The organism is Micromonospora sp. NPDC047467 (assembly GCF_040643095.1).
Classification (GTDB): Bacteria; Actinomycetota; Actinomycetes; order Mycobacteriales; family Micromonosporaceae; genus Micromonospora.
In genome coordinates, this window is sequence record NZ_JBEYTO010000005.1 from 415,509 (window position 1) to 433,303 (window position 17,795).

Here is a 17,795-nt window from a genome sequence, read left to right on the forward strand (position 1 = left end):
CCGTCGTTGACGGACGTGTTCACGCGGCCTCCGCCTCGGAGACTCCGAGTTCGGAGAGGAAAGACTTGGCCCAGTGCCCCACGTCGTGGGTACGCAGGTGACGTTGCATTGTCCGCATCCGGCGGCGTGCCTCGGTTTTCTCCACGTGCACTGCCCGGAGCAGGGCGTCCTTGACCGCGTCCGGATCGTGCGGGTTACACAAAAATGCCTGGCGCAGCTCGGTTGCGGCGCCGGCGAACTCACTGAGCACGAGCGCGCCACCCTGGTCGGCGCGCGATGCGACGTACTCCTTGGCCACCAGATTCATTCCGTCTCGCAGCGGGGTCACCATCATCACGTCGGCAGCGACGTACATCGCGGCCAGTTCACTGCGACTGTACGACTGATGCAGGTAATGCACGGCAGGCACGCCGACCCTGCCGAATTCGCCATTAATCCGACCAACCTCGCGCTCTACCTTGACTCGAAGTGCCTGGTAGTGCTCGACGCGCTCGCGGCTCGGCGTGGCGACCTGCACCATAACCGCGTCCGGAACTGTCAACTTTCCGTCAGCGAGCAGTTCGCGGAAGGCCTTCAGGCGCAACTCGATGCCCTTGGTGTAATCCAGCCGGTCCACACCCAGGATTATCGTCTTCGGGTCGCCCAGTTCGGCGCGGATCTGCTTGGCCCGGGCCTGGATCGCCGGGTCGGCGGCCATCCGCTCCATCTCCTGCGTGTCGATGGAGATCGGGAAGGCACCCGCCTTCACCTGCCGACCGTCGACCTGGATCATCTGCCCCTCGTAGCGCAGCCCGAGCAGGTGCCGGGCCAGCCGGACGAAGTTCTGCGCGGCCAGCCGCTGCTGGAAGCCGACCAGGTCGGAGCCGAGCAGGCCGCGCAGGATCTCGGTGCGGAACGGCATCTGCATGAACAGCTCGATCGGCGGGAACGGGATGTGCAGGAAGAACCCGATCCGCAGGTCCGGACGCAGCTCGCGGAGCATCGCCGGGACCAGTTGGAGCTGGTAGTCCTGCACCCAGACCGTCGCGCCCTCGGCCGCCACGTCCGCCGCGGCCTCCGCGAACCGGGCGTTGACCAGCCGGTACGCCTCCCGCCAGCGACGCTTGTAGGCCGGCGTCTCGACCGCGTCGTGGTAGAGCGGCCAGATCGTCGCGTTGGACTGGCCCTCGTAGTAGCGCTCCAGCTCCTCGGCGCTGAGCGGCACCGGGTGGAGTCGGATGCCCTCCAGGTCGAACGGCTCGGGAGCGGCGCCGGTGCCACCGGCCCAGCCGACCCAGGTGCCCTGATGTTCGGCGAGCACGGGATGCAGCGCGGTGACCAGCCCGCCGGGGCTGCGTCGCCACTGCCGTCCCTCGGGTGTGCTCACCTCGTCGACCGGCAGACGGTTCGCCACTACGACAAAGGAGCTACGGACGGTCACGATCGGCCACCTCCGGGTACTGACGGGTCCACCGCGATGAGCGTACTGAGCGTAGCTGCGGCCTCTAGGCCCCCGTGCCGGAGTCTCCTACCCGCCCCGTGTTCGCCGAATCCTAGAGGTGATCTTGTCGACAGCTTCGGTCGCAGGTGAGGATGTGGCTCGCCCGCGTACTCCTCGGGCGGGGTGATGTGGGCGATGCGCGCCGTACCTGTCAGGATTGACGATGGCGTGCGTGTGGCCGGCTCCCGGCCGGCGGCGGCGGGTGGAGGTCCTGGCCCGCGCCGCGCCGCCGATCAGCGACAGCGCAACCGATGGAGGTAGCCCGCACCGTGGCCCAGTACATCTACGTCTTGGAAAAGGCGCGCAAGGCGCACGGCGACAAGGTCGTGCTCGACAACGTGACGTTGAGCTTCCTGCCGGGAGCCAAGATCGGTGTGCTCGGTCCGAACGGCGCCGGTAAGTCCAGCCTCCTCAAGATCATGGCAGGGCTGGACAAGCCGAGCAACGGCGAGGCCCGGCTCATGCCCGGCTACACCGTCGGCATGCTCGCCCAGGAGCCCCCGCTCAACGAATCCAAGACGGTGCTCGGCAACGTCGAGGAGGCGGTCGCCGAGACCAAGGCCAAGCTGGAGCGGTTCAACAAGATCGCCGAGCAGATGGCGACCGACTACTCCGACGAGCTGATGGAGGAGATGGGCAAGCTCCAGGAGGAGTTGGACCACCTCGACGCGTGGGACGTCGACTCCAAGCTCGAACTGGCCATGGACGCGCTGCGCTGCCCGCCGCCGGACGCCGACGTGACCCAGCTCTCCGGTGGTGAGCGCCGCCGCGTGGCGCTCTGCAAGCTGCTGCTGGAGGCACCCGACCTGCTGCTGCTCGACGAGCCCACCAACCACCTGGACGCCGAGAGTGTCTCCTGGCTGGAGCAGCACCTCGCCAAGTACGCCGGCACCGTCATGGCCATCACCCACGACCGGTACTTCCTGGACAACGTGGCCAACTGGATCCTGGAGCTGGACCGCGGCCGGACGTACCCGTACGAGGGCAACTACTCCACCTACCTGGAGAAGAAGGCCGCCCGGCTGGCCGTCGAGGGCCGGCGCGACGCCAAGATGAAGAAGCGCCTCACCGAGGAGCTGGAGTGGGTCCGCTCCAACGCCAAGGCTCGCCAGACCAAGTCCAAGGCCCGCCTGGACCGGTACGACGAGATGGCCACCGAGGCGGAGAAGACCCGCAAGCTCGACTTCGAGGAGATCCAGATCCCGCCGGGCCCGCGCCTGGGCAGCACGGTGATCGAGGCGAACAACCTCAGCAAGGGCTTCGGCGACCGGCTGCTGATCGACAACCTGTCGTTCTCGCTGCCGCGCAACGGCATCGTCGGCATCATCGGCCCCAACGGCGTCGGCAAGACCACGCTGTTCAAGACCATCGTCGGGCTGGAGGAGCCGACCAGCGGCGAGGTCCGGGTCGGCCCCACCGTCTCGCTGTCGTACGTCGACCAGAACCGTGAGGGCCTCAACGGCGACAAGACCGTCTGGGAGGTCGTCTCCGACGGGCTGGACTACCTGATGGTGGGCAAGGTCGAGATGCCGTCGCGGGCGTACATCGCCGCGTTCGGCTTCAAGGGCCCGGACCAGCAGAAGCCGACCAAGGTGCTCTCCGGTGGCGAGCGCAACCGGCTCAACCTGGCGCTGACCCTGAAGATCGGCGGCAACGTCATCCTGCTCGACGAGCCGACCAACGACCTGGACGTGGAGACGCTCTCCAGCCTGGAGAACGCCCTGCTGGAGTTCCCCGGCTGCGCCGTGGTCATCTCGCACGACCGGATGTTCCTGGACCGGGTCGCCACGCACATCCTGGCCTGGGAGGGCGACGACCAGGACCCGGCCAAGTGGTTCTGGTTCGAGGGCAACTTCGAGGCGTACGAGAAGAACAAGATCGACCGCCTCGGCGCGGAGGCCGCCCGACCGCACCGGGTGACCTACCGCAAGCTGACCCGTGACTGACCGTTTCGTCTACCACTGCACGCTGCGCTGGTCCGACCTGGACGCGTACGGCCACGTCAACAACTCGCGCTTCCTCACGCTCTACGAGGAGGCGCGGGTGGCGTTGATGTTCTCCGGCGGCCGGGCCTGGGGGGTCGGCTCGTTCGCCGACGGGGTGGTGATCCACCGCCACGAGGTGGACTACCTGCGCCCGGTCGACTACGCGCTCGGTCGGGCCACCGCGGAGGCCGCGCCCACCGTGCGGATCGAGCTGTGGGTGGAGGAGATCAGGGCCTCGCGGTTCACCGTCGCCTACGAGATGTACGACGGTGAGGTGCTGGCCAGCCGCGCCCGCTCGGTGCTGGTGCCGTTCGACCTCACCCGCCAGGTGCCCCGACGGATCAGCGCCGAGGAGCGGGCCTTCCTGCTCACGTACGCCCCACAGGGCGGCGGCGGATGACCCGGCCGGACCCGGCAGCGGGGCACGGCTTGACCGGGGTGGCCGACGCGGGCGCGTTCCTGGCTCGGTTGGTCCGCTTGGATCCGGGTGCGCCGGTGCGGCTGCGGCCGGGCGATACGCCCGGCCGGGTCGCCCTCTGGGCCCGGCTGCCGTGGCAGGTGCTGGTGGTCCGGACGGTGGCCGGCGGGCCGACCGACGGCGGCGCCGTGGACGTCACGGTGGAGGCCGCGAAACTGCTGGCCGAGCTGGAACGCGGTGGCGCGACGTTGCCGGCCCGTCGGGACGCGCAGTGGCGCTGGCCGCTGCCTCCGACGGGCAGCCGGCCCGTCGAGGTGCTGCCCAGCGTCGAGGTGCGGCGGATCGCGGACGCGGCTGCGGGCACGCTGCGCGAGGCGAGCGAGCAGGGCGTTGCCGGCCGTGCGGTGGGCCAGCGGGCGCTGCGTGACGCGCTGCTCGACCACGTGGCCGTGCTGGTCACCCCGGATGCCCCGCCGGGCCCGGACGTGGAGGTGCCGCAGCGGCTGGTGCAGGGGCTGGTCCGGATGGGCTTCCTCGGGCCGGCCGGCAGCGCGGTCGACGGTTCGGCTGGCGGCCCTGCGCGCTCCGAGGTGCAGGTGCGGGTCGCCGGCCGTTGGGTCGGCCTGGTGGGACCATACGGAGCCGCCTGGTTGCAGAAGGCCACCGATCTTGCTCTGAAACCCCTGATCACTCGTCCGAACGGATGACCCCGGATCATTCTTCTGGTTCGGTGCTGTCGTTGGGGGGGTGCTTCAACTCGGCTGTCCGGGTACCGTCCATCCTCGGATCCAACGCACCGTAGGCGACTGGATCCGCTGGGGAGTGAGGTGCGCGAGCGATGCCGTGGTGGTCATGGCGCCCCGGTCCCGCCGACGGCGGCGATCCGGGAACCGGAAGCGGGATCACAGTCGACAGCGCGGTCCGGGTCGGGCCGCCGAGTCCTCGCCAGCCGGGGGACGACTGCCCGGGCAGCGACCGGCCCGTGCTGGCCGAAATGTCGGCAACCATCGAGCCGGTGAGCCTGGGCCGGGTCTGTGACGCACTCGATCTACTCGACGTGCGTTATCTGGCCGACGGCGACGGCAACCTGCTGGCCATGTGGGAGCGGCACGCCGTGCTGGTGACCCTCGAGGGCCCGGAGGACGAGATCCTGGTGATGCGGGCCCGTCCGCACGCCACGGTCCCACCGGACTGGGCCGACCGGGCCTACCGGGTGGTCAACGAGTGGAACCACACCCGCCGGTTCTGCAAGGCGTACATCGGCGACCCGACCGAGCGCGGGCAACTGCCGATCTATGCCGAGCTCCAGGTGCCGCTCGGCGCCGGCACCCATGACGCGCTGCTGGTCGAGATGCTCGACTGCGGCGCGGCGGTGGCCACCAGCTTCGTGGACTGGCTGCACGACGAGGGCGCGCTGCTCTGAGCGTCACGCGGGCCGGGTGCCCGGTGCGGGCCGTCAGGCGGGCTCGGCCGGGTCGTCCGTGGCGTTGACCATGAAGTACGCGGCCCGCTCCAGATAGTCCCAGAGGGTGCTGGCGATCTGCGGCTCCAGATCGAGCTGGTCCACCGCGCGGCGCATGTTCCGCAGCCAGGCGTCCCGCTCGGCCGCGCCGATCCGGAACGGGGCGTGCCGCATCCGCAGGCGCGGGTGCCCGCGCTGGGCGGAGTACGTGTTCGGCCCACCCCAGTACTGCATCAGGAACAGGGTCATCCGGTCGGCAGCCGGCCCCAGGTCCTCCTCGGGATACATCGGCCGCAGCAGAGGATCGTTGGCCACGCCGACGTAGAACTCATCCACCAGCCTGCGGAAGGTGGGCTCGCCGCCGACCGCTTCGAAGAGGGTCATCGACGCACCGGGACGGTCGGATTCACCTGCGGGGTTCACCGTTCCATCCTGCCAGGTGCGTTCCGACCCGACCCGACCCGGACGCCGTGCGTCGGGTCACGTCGTTTCGGCCTGGGCCTCGGCGCTGGGGCAGCGGTCAGGTGACCACCTGCCGGTGACGGTCGTCACCGGAGCGCGGATCGGTGCCCGTCGTCGTGTCGTCGGCAGCCGGGGCACGCTGTTCGGGGGCCGGCGCGGCGTTGGCCGCGGTGGCCGCTGCGATCGTCTCGTCGATCGTCTGCTTGTCCGGCCAGCGCAGCGCGGCGACCGTCATCAGCACCACCCCGACCGCGCTCCACACCCCGACCACCACCGGGATGGGGAACCGCTCGGAGAGCATTCCGGTGACCAGCACCGCGATGCCCTGGATGACCTGCACGCCGGTCGCCATCACGCCGAACGCGCGGGCCCGGAACCCGGCTGGCAGCGCCTGGACGAACAGCCCGTTCGCCATCGGCAGCATGCCAGCGACCGCGAACCCGCAGAGGGCGGCCAGCAGCGCCACCACCAACGGAGGCGGGTCGAACAGCGCCGGCACCAGCACCAGCGGCGAGAGCACCGCGAGTGGCCGCATCAGGGCTAATCGGCGGGCCGGGCCGAACAGCCGGCTCACCAGCAGCCCACCGAGGATGAAGCCCACCGGGTTGGCGACCATGATCACCGCTTGCGCCGTGCCGGGGTTCATGTCGACGCTGGGGTGCTTGTTGGCCCAGGCGGCGGCCAGCCCCTCCGGAACGATCGAGAAGAGCATCGCGCTGAACACCAGCACCGCGATGGCCCGCAGCACCGGCGTGCCGAACACGATCTGGAACCCCTGGGCGGTCTCCCGGAGCAGGTGGCTGCGGTGCGCGCTGGTCATCACCGCCGGGCGGTTGCGCACACCGAGGCGGACCAGCAGCGCGGAGACGCCGAACGTGACCGCGTTGAACAACAGCGCGACCCTCGGGTCGATCGCGGCGATGGCCGCGCCGAACATGTAGCCGACGACCTGTGCGGCCTGCCCGATGCTGCTGTTCAGCGACAACCCGACCACCAGCCGGTCCCCGGCGAGGATCTGCGGCATCAGCGCGGACTTCGCGGCCTGGCTCGGTGGGTTGGCAAGCGTGGTGGCGAAGATGAGCACCAGCAGCGCCGGGACCGGCAGGTTCGGGAGGGCGATGAGCAACATCAACGTCATCCGGATGAGGTCACACAGCACCATCACCCGCCGGTACGGGTATCGCTCGGCCAGCGCGGCGAGCAGCGGGCCACCGACCAGCCACGGCAGGTAGCTGATGGCGAACGCGGCGGCGGAGAGCGCGACGGACTGGGTCTGCCGGTAGACGAGAAGGGTGACGGCAGCCTTGGCGACGTAGTCACCAATCCAGGAGAGGGCCCCAGCGGCGAAGACAGCCCGGAACTCGCGCTGGGCGAACACTTCGCGAAAAGTGGCCGGGCCTTCCGCGGAAGGTCGCTCGTCAGGCACCGTCGCCTCCATCGGCCCCCGGAGCAGCCGCTCGTGACAGCCCGGCCGGGAACACTCGTCAGATCTACGGATCAGCGAGGATGTGACCACGTTCCGGGGGGAACGCGTCTTTCGGATTCTGCCCGATCGTCTGACAACTAGCTAGGGCGAACGGCTCGTTCGTCGCATCCCCGACTGAACGAACGGACGATACCTGAGGGGCCGGGCGGCTCGCGACCCCTGCATCGGCGGACAGTGCTGCCGGGCCAGACCGCCGAGGTCAGGTGGCGCCGCCCTGACCCGTCTCACCCTCGGGCAACGGACGGGCCGGCGCGCCGGGATAGATGCGGGCCGCGGCGATCTGCGCGGTGATCCCCGAGTTCTCCAGCGCCTCGGCCAGTCTGCGGCGCAGCTCCCGGCCCACCGCGAACTGACCGTCAGCGGTCGTCTTCACCACCGTACGGATCACGGCGCCATCCACCGTCATCTGTTCGACACCCAACACCTCGGGCGCCGACACGATCTCCGGCGACAGCTCCGGGTCCAGCGCCACCGAGGCGGCGGCCGTCCGCAGCACGGCGCTGGCCTCCTCGGTGCCGCTGAAGCCGATCGGCAGGTCCACCACCACCAGGGCCCAGCCCTGGCTCTTGTTGCCCACCCGGATGATCTCGCCATTGCGGATGTACCAGAGGACGCCCCGGCCGTCGCGGACGGTGGTGACCCGGAGCCCGACCGCCTCGACGACGCCGGTCGCCTCGCCCAGGTCGACGTTGTCGCCGACGCCGTACTGGTCCTCGATGAGCATGAAGAGCCCGGCGAGCAGGTCCTTGACCAGGCTCTGCGCGCCGAAGCCCAGCGCGACACCGGCGATGCCGGCGCTGGCCAGCAGTGGAGCGAGATCGAAGCTGAACTCGCGCAGGATCATCAGCAGCGCGATGCCGAAGACGAACGCGGTGGTCAGGCTGCGCAGCACCGAGCCGATCGCCTCGGCCCGCTGCCGACGCCGCTCGGGCACGAACTCGGCCGGGTCGACCGCAGCGGTGGGCACCCGCTCGCGCAGTGGCCGCAGCATCGTCGGCACGGCACCCTCGGTGGTGGTCCGGACCAGCCGGCTGATCGTCCGGTGTAGCGCCCAGCGGGCCACCATCGCCAGCGCCACGATCACCAGCACCCGCAGTGGCTTGAGCAGGATCCAGTAGCTGCCCTCCGCGAACCATTCGGACCTGGTCATGCGGTACAGGAACTCGCAGGAGGAGCTGCCCTGACAGTTCACCGATCCGACGGTGGACAGGGCGAGGGGGGTCACGCTGGCGGCACTCACCCTGTCTTCGTACCGCAAGGGGCCCGGCCGCCCGCCGCCGACCCACCGGCCGGGTGAGATCCCGCCGAGGGCGGGGTCGGACCGGTGTGAACCGGCCATCGTGACAGGTGCGGGAAGGAGCTTCATGTCCGACCCCGGATTAGTACGTGCAATCCCTGATTTGGCGGCCCGGACCGCCGTTGACCTGCAAGAATGCCGATCGAAGATCATCCGGCACAACCAGGGCACAAATTAGTTCCGATCTTGGGCGGCGGGAGCGCCCGTGTGGCTGCCCTTGGTCGGGCGGAGGATCTGCCCGATCAGGCCGCGCGGCCGGTCCTTCTTCGGCAGCCAGTGCACGTAGGTTTCCAGCGTGATCCGGAGGCTGGCATGCCGCAGTGCGTGCTGCACCTCCTGGGGCTCGACGCCGTTGCTCATCAGCGTGGTGGCGAAGAAGTGGCGCAGGGAGTGGAAGGTTCCCGACTTGGGCCAGCCTGCGGCGGAACGCCAGCCCTCCCACAGCTCAGACCAGTAGCGGTCGGTTATCAGCTTTCCGCTTGTAGTGGTGAACAGGAGAGCTGCGGGACGAGAAACCCGTCTTTCGCTGGTGATGTCCGGCAGCTCGAATTCGACGGGGCCGACCTCTTTGATGTGGGTCGCCACTTCCTCGGCGACCACGGCGTCCAGGTCGACTGTCCCTGTCGATCCGCTCTTTGGCGCGGCGAGGTAGAAGCCGCCGAAGTGCTCCCGGGAGTGCCGCAACTGCTGGACGACATGAAGCTCTTCGTGAGCAACATCCAGGCACCGTGGGCTGTCTTCCATGCCCAGGACTTCACCGATGCGCAAGCCTTCACCGGCTCCCAGCCAGATGGCCGCGCGGAATCGTCGGGGTACGACCTCGGTGAGCTTGAGCACCTGGTCCTCAGTCGGTACCCATCTCGGTGCTCGTGACATCCCCCGCAGCACTTGCGCGAGGTTCACGCCGTCGCAGGGGTTGTCGTCAAGCACCTTATCGATGACGGCAGCGTTCAGGATGGTCTTGAGAACACCGAAGTAGAGGCCAATGGACGACTTCGCGGTGCCATCGTCCAGCAGCCGACCGAGCCAGGCCATCACATCGGTAAGGGTGATCGACCGGATGGACTGCTCGCCAAAGGCCGGCACAAGACGCTTGCGAAGATTCTGCGGGACGCGTCGCCGTGTCTCGACGCTCCACCCGGACTCGCGGGATTCCTTCCATCGCTGCGCGTATTCGGCAAAGGTGAGCTGTTCCATCTCGCGGCCAACCTTGACCTCTGCCGCGACGCCCGAGCGGCAATTGAGGTCGAAGGTTTCCGCGTCGCGCTTGAGATCGAACAGCTTGTCTCGCTCATTGCTGTCGGCGTCGGTGTAACGCACGCGCCAGCGCTTCCCCCGACCGTGCCGTTTCGACGGGATGAACTTTTTCGTGTCCGGGTCGCGTTTCTTGAGGTACCACAGATCATCGATGGGCATGTCAGGCCGCCTGGTCTTCCAGCCAGGCCCGGACGTCGGCCGGGTCGTACCGGAGGTGCCGGCCGACTTTGAAGGCGCGGGGGCCGGTGCGGCGGTGTCGCCATTGGTAGAGGGTGCCGACGGGGATGCGCAGGAACGCGGCGGTGTCGCTGATGGACCAGAGGTCCGGCAGCGGGAGGGGGGTGTGTGCGGTCATCGTGGCTCCTTTCGGGTGATGGTGATGTAGGTGCGGCTTTCGCCGCTGTAGCCGGCGTGGCGGGTGCTGGTGCGGCAGGTGACCCGTTCGCGGCCGTAGTGGGCGGTGAGTTGGGCCGCGATGGTGGCGGCGTGGGCGGTGACGGTGGCGGTCGGGCCGATGAGTCGGACCGCGACCAGGGGGCGGGGGCGTGTAGGCACGGGCGTGCTCCTTCCAGGTCGTGCGGGTGGGTTCGTTGTTGCGCGCGCTGTGGAGTTGTCAAGGAACGGCTTCACAGGCGTTGACACGTACGTGTCAAGCGGCCAGGGGTTGGACCGCGCGAGCGGCGGCGAGTTCGTCGGCCAGGGCGTCGATGCCGGCGAGGTGTTGTGCGCGGGCCATGGCGGCGGCGGTGTTGGCGAGCAGCGCGTCGCCGGTGGTGATCCAGCCGGTGGCCTGGTAGCCGAGTTCGTAGATGACGCGTTCGGTCTGCTCGTCGTCCCAGGTGTGGGGGTGGCCCTCGGTGCGTCGCCAGATGGTGCGTTGGAGGCGCAGGAAGCCGAGGGTGACGGAGAAGGCGCGGCTCTTGGTGGCAATGTGTCCGCCGTAGCCGAACTGGTGCGCCCACCGCCGAAGCCGGGCGTAGTCGGGGTGCTCCCCGATGTCCCAGCACGCCCGGATGAGCCGCCCGAGGTGTGTTGCCGGGTCGCCGTGTACTTCGACGGAGAGGTCGTCGACGCGGCGCAGGCTCAGGCCGGTTACCTCGGTGCTCTTGGTGACGTACTTGGCGATGTAGCCGGTGATCTGGGCGAGGTTGACCTCGTGGCCGGGGGCGTTGACGTGCTTGAGGTCCAGGCCCTTGTCGCCCCAGGCGATGTGCCAGCCCTGCCCGCCGTTCGTGGGGTGCGGTGCGGAGGTGTAGGCCGTCTTGAGGAACGCGGTCCGGACTGCCTCTTCGAACATGTCGCGGGTGATCACCGAAGGTGGGGGGACGATGGCTTCGGGGCAGTCGGGGTTGTAGCCGTCGAGGCGGATGAGGGCGTGGTAGTGGATGACGCCGCGTACCTGGAATTCGTAGACCTTGATGTAGCGGCGGCGCAGGTCCACGCCGAGACTGCGGCCGAGGCGGCGTAGTTCCCGGTCGGCTTGTTGGATGGTGCGGCGCCACAGCTCGGGTGCCTCGTGGTTCCACACGACCTGGCCGGTGTGGTCGTAGCAGTCCAGGCACAACGGCTGCCCCAGGTGGGCGTCTGCGGCCTTGTGCCGCTGGCCGCAGCGCAGGTCGACGCCGTGCGGGCAGGCGCGGCCGAACGGGTGGCACACCGAGGCCCGGCAGGTGCAGCCGTCCTTCTTCCGGCAGTCCGCCGCGTGGACCTTCACCACCCGGTGGTGCACCGGCCCGAACGACGGCGCGGTGGCGGTCAGGAAGATCGCAATGTGCTCGTTGAGCGGCGGCAGTCCCCACCGGTCGCCCTGCAAGCCAGCCTTGATCAGGTGGTAGGTGTCGCGGCGGTACAGCTCCGCGCACGACGGGCAGACCGCAGCGCGGCGGTTGCCGCACGGCGTGTAGATCGCCCCGTCGGGCATGTCCTCGGTGTCGACGGTGGCCATGCGGTTGCCGTCGGCGTCGTTGACGTGGATCTGCCCGGCGAGGCGGATCGGGTGCTTGCAGGCTGAGGCGGCGCGGACGTGGCCGAGCCATTCGGGGTAGTTGGGGTCTTGGGCGCGGGCGCGGCCGGTGGCGACGGTGCGGGGGTCGTGGCCGCGTACCCACCCGTCGGCGGCGGGGTTGCGGGTGGTGCGGGTGGGGGCAGCCCAGGGCCAGTAGCCGGCGGACTCAGCGGAGGCTCCCGTGCCCGAAACCGTGGTGGTTTCGGGCGCGAGAGGCAACGTCGAGGACGTCACGCGGTGGCTCCCACAGTGGTGCCGTTGTGGGGTCGGTTGTTGGTGGTCGGTTGGGTGTTGAGGGCCGTCAGGATGTCGGCGGCCGTTGCGGTGGGGACGCGCAGCCTTACGGCGAGTTGGCCGGGGGTGATGGGTTCACCGTGGGCTTTCTCGTGGGCTGTGGCGACGATGCGGGCGTTGGACAGCACTGCCGGCGCAGGGCCGGTGGTGACCGTCGCGGGTGCTGCTGGTTCCGGGGTCGGGTCCTTGTCGGTGGTGTCCGGGGTGGGCTCGACCGTCGTCGGGGTGTCGGTGTCCTCGCCAGAGGTGGGCAGGGTCGTGGGTTCGTGGACAGGCGTTGTGATCTCGGGTGTGGGGTTGGTGGCCGGGGTCGCGGCGGCCGGGCGGACCGTCGGCGAGGCGGTGATGTCGGATGACGACGCCTCAGCGAGGGTGGCCGGCGCAGATGCCGGGACGAGTTCGGTGGGCCGGGTGTTGGCGTGTTTGGCGGCGAGTAGAGCGGCGGTGGCCATGAGCATCAGGCCATCGACGGCGATGGGACCGAACCAGATGACGAGGGTTCCTTCGTCGTAGTGACGCAGGAGTCCGGACAGGTGTTGGTAGGACACGAACGCGGCGACCAGGGCGACGGGCGGCATTCCGACCCAGCGCAGGACGTCCCAGCCCCAGCCCGAAGGCCAGGGGGTGCGGGCAAGGATTTCGATGGCGATGAACAGGAACAGCGGCCAGACGATCGCGGAGACAACCGCGCCAGGCTCAGGACTCCAGTCCTGCGGTGCGCCCTTGGGCGGGACGAAGGAGTGGGCGATGTTCGCGGCGACGGAGACGAGTCCGCCGAGGACGAGGCCGAGGTAGGCCCAGCGGGTGGGGCGGAGGTTCGTCGTGGTCATGGGGTCACCTCAGGTGTGCAGTCGAGGCAGGAGCCGGTGCGGCGGGGGATGTAGTAGGGCTTGACCTGCCGGCAGTCGGGGCAGGTACGCCGGGCGGTGAGCGCCTTGGCGATGGCCGCCTGTTGGGCGGCGGTCGCGGTCCGCTTCGGGACAGCGAGGTCGAGGCGGAACAGGTAGGCGACGCGCTTACCGCGCCGCCACATGATTTGCGCGGCGGGGTCTTGGCCGCCGGGGCGCAGGTTGCGGGTGCGCAGTTGCCGGCGGGTCAGGAGCCCGTCGGGGGCGAACTTGAACGGGTAGGTCGGCAGGCCGTAGCGCTCGCCGGTCGGGTCGTAAAAGACCATCGGGTCCTCCGAGTCGTCGGCGTCGGCCTGGTCGTTGCCGGCAGGGGTGCTGCCGGTGGTGAAGGTGGGGTGTTCGTAGGTGTCGCGGTCGATGTCCTCGGGCAGGAACGCCGCCGAGCAGACCGCGCAGACAATCGGGCCTTCCTCGAAGGCGGCCTTGGAGATGCGCAGCTTGCGCGGGCACTCGCACTCACACGAGACGCCGTTGTTGTTGTTCGTGCGGGTCTTGCCTTCCCCGGTCGGTTCCGGGTGGCGGTAGAAGCGCAGCGCCACGGAGAGACCGGCGATGGCGGCCTTGTAGCGGGCGCGGGTGAGGTCGGTCAGTGTGCAGGGCGAGTAGCCGAGCTTGTCGTCCTTGGTCGTGGACAGGCCGAGTTCGGCGGCGAGGGTGGCGAACTTCTTGTTGTGCCAGCGGCCCTGCCGCGAGGTGTCCTGGACGCCGCGCACATCGGCGAGAGCGTGGGTGGCCTCATGCAGGAGGGTGGTGAAAACGGCTTCCGGTTCGCGGGAGAGCCCTTCACCGGAGATGAGGATTTCGGGCAACTGCTGCTCGCCGGCTTGCCAGCGCAGGGCGGCGAAGTGACCCCACTTCATGCCCTGATTGGGCTTGCTGGGGGAGCCGGAGCCGACCACGAGGACGGCGGCCGGAACTTCGGAATGCTGGTCGCGGATCGCAGACCAGGCGGACTCAAGCGCGCCGACAAGCGCGGCAGTGGAGATGTCGTTTTGACACGTACGTGTCAGGTCGGGGGTGTGGGCGGCGGTGCTCATGCGGCCCTCCGGATGGTGTGTCGGCGGTAGGCGATGGCGGCGGCGCACAGCGCCTCGATGACGTCGGCCGGTTTGCGGCCAGGGGTGCTCTCCCAGGCGAAGACCGGGGCGTGTAGGCCGGCGTGGCCGACCGCGATGAGGTAGGTGTTGAACCACTCGACGGCGGCGCTGTAGGAGTGCTGGTCGGCGTCGGTGATGCCGGTCAGGTACCAGCGAGGGCGGCCGAATACGGCGGCCCGGATCGCGCCGAGGATCGACGCCGGGTAGGTGCCGGTGCGGTGACAAGCGCACTTAGCCGGGCAGGCGTCGTGGGCGTCGTAGAGGCCAGTCGGAGTCCAGCCGTAGCGGCCCAGGTAGAGGGCGGCGCGGTCGAGGACGGCGTGAACGTTGCCGGTCGGCAGGGCAGAGACGGTGTTCATCGGGCGGCCCGCCAGGCGAGGAACCCAGCGCGGGTGGGGTTCTTCTCAGCCCACACGCAGGCGTCGGCGTAGGTTTCGAGGTCGTCCTCGGTGGCGTGGGTCCAGTCGTAGTCGTCGGCGGCGTCGCGGAGGATGTCGAGGACGTCGGCGAGGGTGTGGCCGGCGTGGTCGTTGAAGTCGGCGACGATCTCGCGGTCGGAGGAGCACAGCGCGCCGTAGTAGTTGTGTTCAGGGGTGCGGCCGTCGCGCCACAGGTAGTCGGCCAGGTGCCGGAAGGTGCTGTCGCAGTCGGGGCTTTCGCCGAGCAGGACGGCCATGCGGTCGCCGTAGACAGCCATGCCGATAGCGCCGGTCACACAGGCCGGCGGGAACGCGGTTTCGGTGGTGCAGTCGTAGTAGCTGCCCTGGGTCCAGCCCCGGATTTCGAGGTAGCGGGCGGCGCAGCGCAGGGTGTCGGCCGGGGTCAGGTCGGCCAGCGCGGCGGGGGTGGTGAGCTGTTTTTGGGTAGGGTTCATGGCGGCCACGTCCTTTCGTGGGCGTTGGTTGGTGGCCGGCAGGTCGGGCAGCTTTCCTAGGGCAGATCCCGGTCTGTCGGCCGTTCCTCTATCGGTGGTGCAGGTGGAGCCGGAGAGTCACCCGTTGCCGGCCGTCGGTGGCGGCGGTGGGTGCGGAGCGGAAGACGAGCGCGCCCGCGTGGCGGGCGATGGCGGTGAGTGCGGCGATGTCTTCGCCGTCGCCGATGAGCACGAGGTCCAGGACCCGAGTCGGGTTGGCGGTCCGGGTCTTCATGCCGCTGTCCGCAGGTCGGCGGGGGCGGCGAGGCCGGAGCGGCGGCGGGTCCAGGTGGCGTAGTCGGCGACGCGGATGATGTCGGCGTCGGTCATGTAGGCGGCCTTGACGCGGTTGGGGATGCCGCCTTCGGCGATGAGGTAGCCCTCGCCCTGGTTGTTCGGGTCGATGCTGTTGGAGGAGAAGCCGCGGGCGTACCAGCCGTGTCCGAGGACGATGTCGGAGGACACGTCGTTGGTGCAGCGGCCGGCGAACCGCCACGCGAACAGGTCCCGCAGTGACGGCGGGATGATGTCCGAGGACGGGCGCTGAGTGGCGGCGGCGACGATGATGCCGACGGCGCGGCCTCGGGCGACGATGTCGCGTAGCAGTGCGGCGAACAGGTCCTGGTCTTTCTTGTCTCCGGCGGTGGCGGAGAAGTAGGCGATCTCGTCGCACGCGACGAGGATCTGACCGAACAGGTCGTTGGGGCCGATCTTCCGGCGACGCCGGGACAGCAGGAACGCGTACCGGTTGTCCATCACGGTCTGGACGCGGCGCAGGGTGCGGATGGCGTGGTCGATGTCGGGGCCGACGAACACGTCGGCGGCGTCCTTCCACAAACCCAGCTCGACCTGCTTGCCGTCGAGCAGGCACAGCCGCACGTCCGGGCACAAGGCGGCGTGCCCAACGATGGTGTTGAGCAGCGAGGATTTGCCCGCGCCGGGTTCACCGCCGATGAGGATGTTGCGGTAGATCATCGGGAGGTAGGCGGGTTGGCCGAACTCGTCGATGCCGAGGAAGACCGGGTCGAAGATGGACAGGCCCGCGCCGACCGGCACCGTCTGCGGCGCGTCCGGGGGCGTGGGCAGTTCGATGGTGTCCGTGAGGTCCATGGCAGGGCTCCCGGGGTCGGTTGACACGTACGTGTCACAGGCGGGTGGGGGATTGGGAGGGGCGCGGACGCTCGACCCGTCGTCGGGTGCTTGGTCCGCGCCGTCCCGGAGGTTGGTTAGGCGTAGTCGGAGGGGTCGAACCCGGCCGGGCTCGCAGTGGTGGGGTTGTTGCGCGGCTTGCGCTGGCGGGGAGTGTCGGCCGGCGTGGTGGCCGGCTGATCGGGCACGTCGGGCAGGTCCAGGCCGACAGGCGGCATGCCCGGAGAGGTAGGGGCGTTGGCCGGCATGTCCGTGGGGACGTAGTCCGGCAGCGGCGACACGACCTTGCCCGCGAGAGGTTCGCGGCGGGTGATGTCGATGCGGATCAGCGCCGCGTACTTGCGACCGGCGCGCATGACGCGGACCTCGTTGGCCCAGCACGCCACAGCCAGTTTCTGCATCTGCCCGTCCTGCTCCAGATCCCGCAGAGACAGACCGGGACGCAGCCACACCCAGACCCGCTCACCGGCCGGGGTCGGCTGGGCGGGCAGGATCAGCGGCAGTGAGCCGTGCCGGTTGGTGGCGATGAACGCCGCGAAGCACATCCGCAGCCGGTGCCGCACGACCAGGCACCAGATCCAGGACATGACCCGCCGACGCACAGGTGCGATCGCGGCGGGGACGCCGACGGCCAGGGCGACGATGAGCAGCGAGCCCCACAGCGGGGTCGACTGCATCACCGTGGTCCAGCCGTAGACGCCGGCCAGGCCGAGCAGGATCTCTGGCAGCCAGTGCCAGAAGACCCGCAGCACGGGCCACGCCACGATCAGCGCGAACACCACCGCGCCAAGCACCGCGCCGAGGACGACGCCGAGCAGACCACCCAGGATCGGGTGCATGTACTCAGAGGCCACCGTGGCGGCCAGGAGGCCGACCACACCGAGGGTGACCCAGAACGCGATGACAGCCCGACGACGGTACGAGCGGGCAACCGGCGCTTCGATGACAGTGACGTTGTTGCCCCCACGGTTCGACCAGCCGAACGGGGACCTCTGGCTAGACTTGGACACGACAAGTCCTCCCTAGTAGGGACCTTGTTGGACAGGACGCGGGGTCGCAGACGACGCCAATCAACGGCGACCCCGTGTCCACCTCTTCACCTCTTGTGGAGCCGAACAGGAACCTCCGGCCGCTAGACGGCGGCGGTCTCCAGCGCGGTCAGAGCCGACGCCCGGAACGCCACACCGGAGCGGACCTTGCCGTCCCGGTCGTTGACCCAGGGCAGCGCCTCCAGGTCCATCGGCACCACCGGCTGACGAACAGCCACCGCCGGCATCACCGGGCTGACCACCGTCACGTTGATGACCTCCGCGCTTCCCTCCGACAGGGCGTAGAGCTGCACCGCCCACATCGGCTGCTTCGTCTCCCGGTCGAACTTCTGCTGACCCGTCTGGTCCAGCTTCGGAACCGGGTTCACCGCGACCTCGTACGACACCCGCGAGGTGTCCAGCAGCAGACGTCCCATGACTGACTCCTTCTCGACTGGGGGCAGACGCCCCGGGTTAGACTCAGTACCCACTCGGTACTGACTACAACGTACTGACTGACTCAGCACACGTCAAGCATCGATCCTCTCGGTCCT

General features: G+C 69.3%; 20 protein-coding genes. 4 read left to right on the forward strand and 16 right to left on the reverse strand.

Annotated elements, in window-relative coordinates; all coding sequences use genetic code 11:
- Positions 1-19 precede the first annotated feature (19 nt).
- A complete protein-coding gene (locus tag ABZ780_RS17360; protein WP_357008054.1) occupies positions 20-1,420 on the reverse strand; it encodes a trehalose-6-phosphate synthase in 1,401 nt (466 codons plus the stop codon).
- A gap of 329 nt (positions 1,421-1,749) precedes the next feature.
- On the opposite strand from ABZ780_RS17360, the gene ettA reads away from it, so the two are divergent.
- The 4 genes from ettA (at position 1,750) to ABZ780_RS17380 (ending at position 5,306) form a co-directional block, all read left to right on the forward strand.
- Positions 1,750-3,426 (forward strand): energy-dependent translational throttle protein EttA, encoded by a 1,677-nt coding sequence (gene ettA, locus ABZ780_RS17365; RefSeq protein ID WP_357486653.1) that lies wholly within the window; start codon positions 1,750-1,752, stop codon positions 3,424-3,426.
- Positions 3,419-3,865: a thioesterase family protein gene (locus tag ABZ780_RS17370; protein ID WP_357008057.1), complete on the forward strand. Its 447-nt coding sequence runs from the start codon at positions 3,419-3,421 to the stop codon at positions 3,863-3,865. Before ettA ends, ABZ780_RS17370 begins: the two co-directional genes overlap by 8 nt.
- Positions 3,862-4,590 carry a hypothetical protein gene (locus ABZ780_RS17375; RefSeq protein ID WP_357486596.1) on the forward strand — a complete coding sequence of 243 codons (729 nt, stop codon included), beginning with the start codon at positions 3,862-3,864 and terminating at the stop codon, positions 4,588-4,590. Before ABZ780_RS17370 ends, ABZ780_RS17375 begins: the two co-directional genes overlap by 4 nt.
- A 131-nt stretch (positions 4,591-4,721) precedes the next feature.
- The gene (locus tag ABZ780_RS17380) at positions 4,722-5,306 is read left to right on the forward strand and encodes a YbjN domain-containing protein (RefSeq protein WP_357008062.1); all 585 of its coding nucleotides are present in this window, start codon (positions 4,722-4,724) and stop codon (positions 5,304-5,306) included.
- Positions 5,307-5,339: 33 nt separating this feature from the next.
- On the opposite strand, the gene ABZ780_RS17385 is transcribed toward ABZ780_RS17380, so the two are convergent.
- From ABZ780_RS17385 to ABZ780_RS17455, 15 genes are all read right to left on the reverse strand, one after another.
- Positions 5,340-5,768 carry a globin gene (locus ABZ780_RS17385; RefSeq protein WP_357008064.1) on the reverse strand — a complete coding sequence of 143 codons (429 nt, stop codon included), beginning with the start codon at positions 5,766-5,768 and terminating at the stop codon, positions 5,340-5,342.
- Positions 5,769-5,865: 97 nt separating this feature from the next.
- Entirely contained in the window at positions 5,866-7,245 is a 1,380-nt protein-coding gene (locus ABZ780_RS17390; protein WP_357008067.1) for an MFS transporter, read from the reverse strand.
- A gap of 247 nt (positions 7,246-7,492) precedes the next feature.
- Positions 7,493-8,659, reverse strand: coding sequence for a mechanosensitive ion channel family protein (locus tag ABZ780_RS17395; protein WP_357486598.1), 1,167 nt, complete (start codon positions 8,657-8,659; stop codon positions 7,493-7,495).
- 105 nt (positions 8,660-8,764) lie between these two features.
- Positions 8,765-10,006, reverse strand: a complete 1,242-nt coding sequence (locus ABZ780_RS17400; protein ID WP_357486600.1) for a site-specific integrase — start codon at positions 10,004-10,006, stop codon at positions 8,765-8,767.
- A 1-nt stretch (position 10,007) separates the two neighbouring features.
- Positions 10,008-10,202, reverse strand: a complete 195-nt coding sequence (locus ABZ780_RS17405) for a helix-turn-helix domain-containing protein (RefSeq protein ID WP_357486601.1) — start codon at positions 10,200-10,202, stop codon at positions 10,008-10,010.
- Positions 10,199-10,402: a hypothetical protein gene (locus ABZ780_RS17410; RefSeq protein WP_167942983.1), complete on the reverse strand. Its 204-nt coding sequence runs from the start codon at positions 10,400-10,402 to the stop codon at positions 10,199-10,201. Before ABZ780_RS17410 ends, ABZ780_RS17405 begins: the two co-directional genes overlap by 4 nt.
- Positions 10,403-10,496: 94 nt before the next feature.
- A complete protein-coding gene (locus tag ABZ780_RS17415; protein ID WP_357486602.1) occupies positions 10,497-12,086 on the reverse strand; it encodes a replication initiator in 1,590 nt (529 codons plus the stop codon).
- Positions 12,083-12,976, reverse strand: coding sequence for a hypothetical protein (locus ABZ780_RS17420; RefSeq protein ID WP_357486603.1), 894 nt, complete (start codon positions 12,974-12,976; stop codon positions 12,083-12,085). Before ABZ780_RS17420 ends, ABZ780_RS17415 begins: the two co-directional genes overlap by 4 nt.
- Positions 12,973-13,320 carry an RRQRL motif-containing zinc-binding protein gene (locus tag ABZ780_RS17425; protein ID WP_357486655.1) on the reverse strand — a complete coding sequence of 116 codons (348 nt, stop codon included), beginning with the start codon at positions 13,318-13,320 and terminating at the stop codon, positions 12,973-12,975. Before ABZ780_RS17425 ends, ABZ780_RS17420 begins: the two co-directional genes overlap by 4 nt.
- Before the next feature lie 767 nt (positions 13,321-14,087).
- Positions 14,088-14,510: a hypothetical protein gene (locus ABZ780_RS17430; protein WP_357486605.1), complete on the reverse strand. Its 423-nt coding sequence runs from the start codon at positions 14,508-14,510 to the stop codon at positions 14,088-14,090.
- Positions 14,507-15,025: a hypothetical protein gene (locus tag ABZ780_RS17435; protein ID WP_357486607.1), complete on the reverse strand. Its 519-nt coding sequence runs from the start codon at positions 15,023-15,025 to the stop codon at positions 14,507-14,509. The genes ABZ780_RS17430 and ABZ780_RS17435 overlap by 4 nt, the downstream gene beginning before the upstream one ends.
- An 88-nt stretch (positions 15,026-15,113) precedes the next feature.
- Positions 15,114-15,299 (reverse strand): hypothetical protein, encoded by a 186-nt coding sequence (locus ABZ780_RS17440; RefSeq protein WP_357486608.1) that lies wholly within the window; start codon positions 15,297-15,299, stop codon positions 15,114-15,116.
- Positions 15,296-16,174 (reverse strand): FtsK/SpoIIIE domain-containing protein, encoded by an 879-nt coding sequence (locus ABZ780_RS17445; RefSeq protein WP_357486610.1) that lies wholly within the window; start codon positions 16,172-16,174, stop codon positions 15,296-15,298. The genes ABZ780_RS17440 and ABZ780_RS17445 overlap by 4 nt, the downstream gene beginning before the upstream one ends.
- Before the next feature lie 116 nt (positions 16,175-16,290).
- Positions 16,291-17,223, reverse strand: coding sequence for a hypothetical protein (locus ABZ780_RS17450; RefSeq protein WP_357486612.1), 933 nt, complete (start codon positions 17,221-17,223; stop codon positions 16,291-16,293).
- Between the two features lie 122 nt (positions 17,224-17,345).
- Complete coding sequence (locus tag ABZ780_RS17455) at positions 17,346-17,678, reverse strand: hypothetical protein (RefSeq protein WP_167942991.1); 333 nt, start codon at positions 17,676-17,678, stop codon at positions 17,346-17,348.
- Positions 17,679-17,795 lie beyond the last annotated feature (117 nt).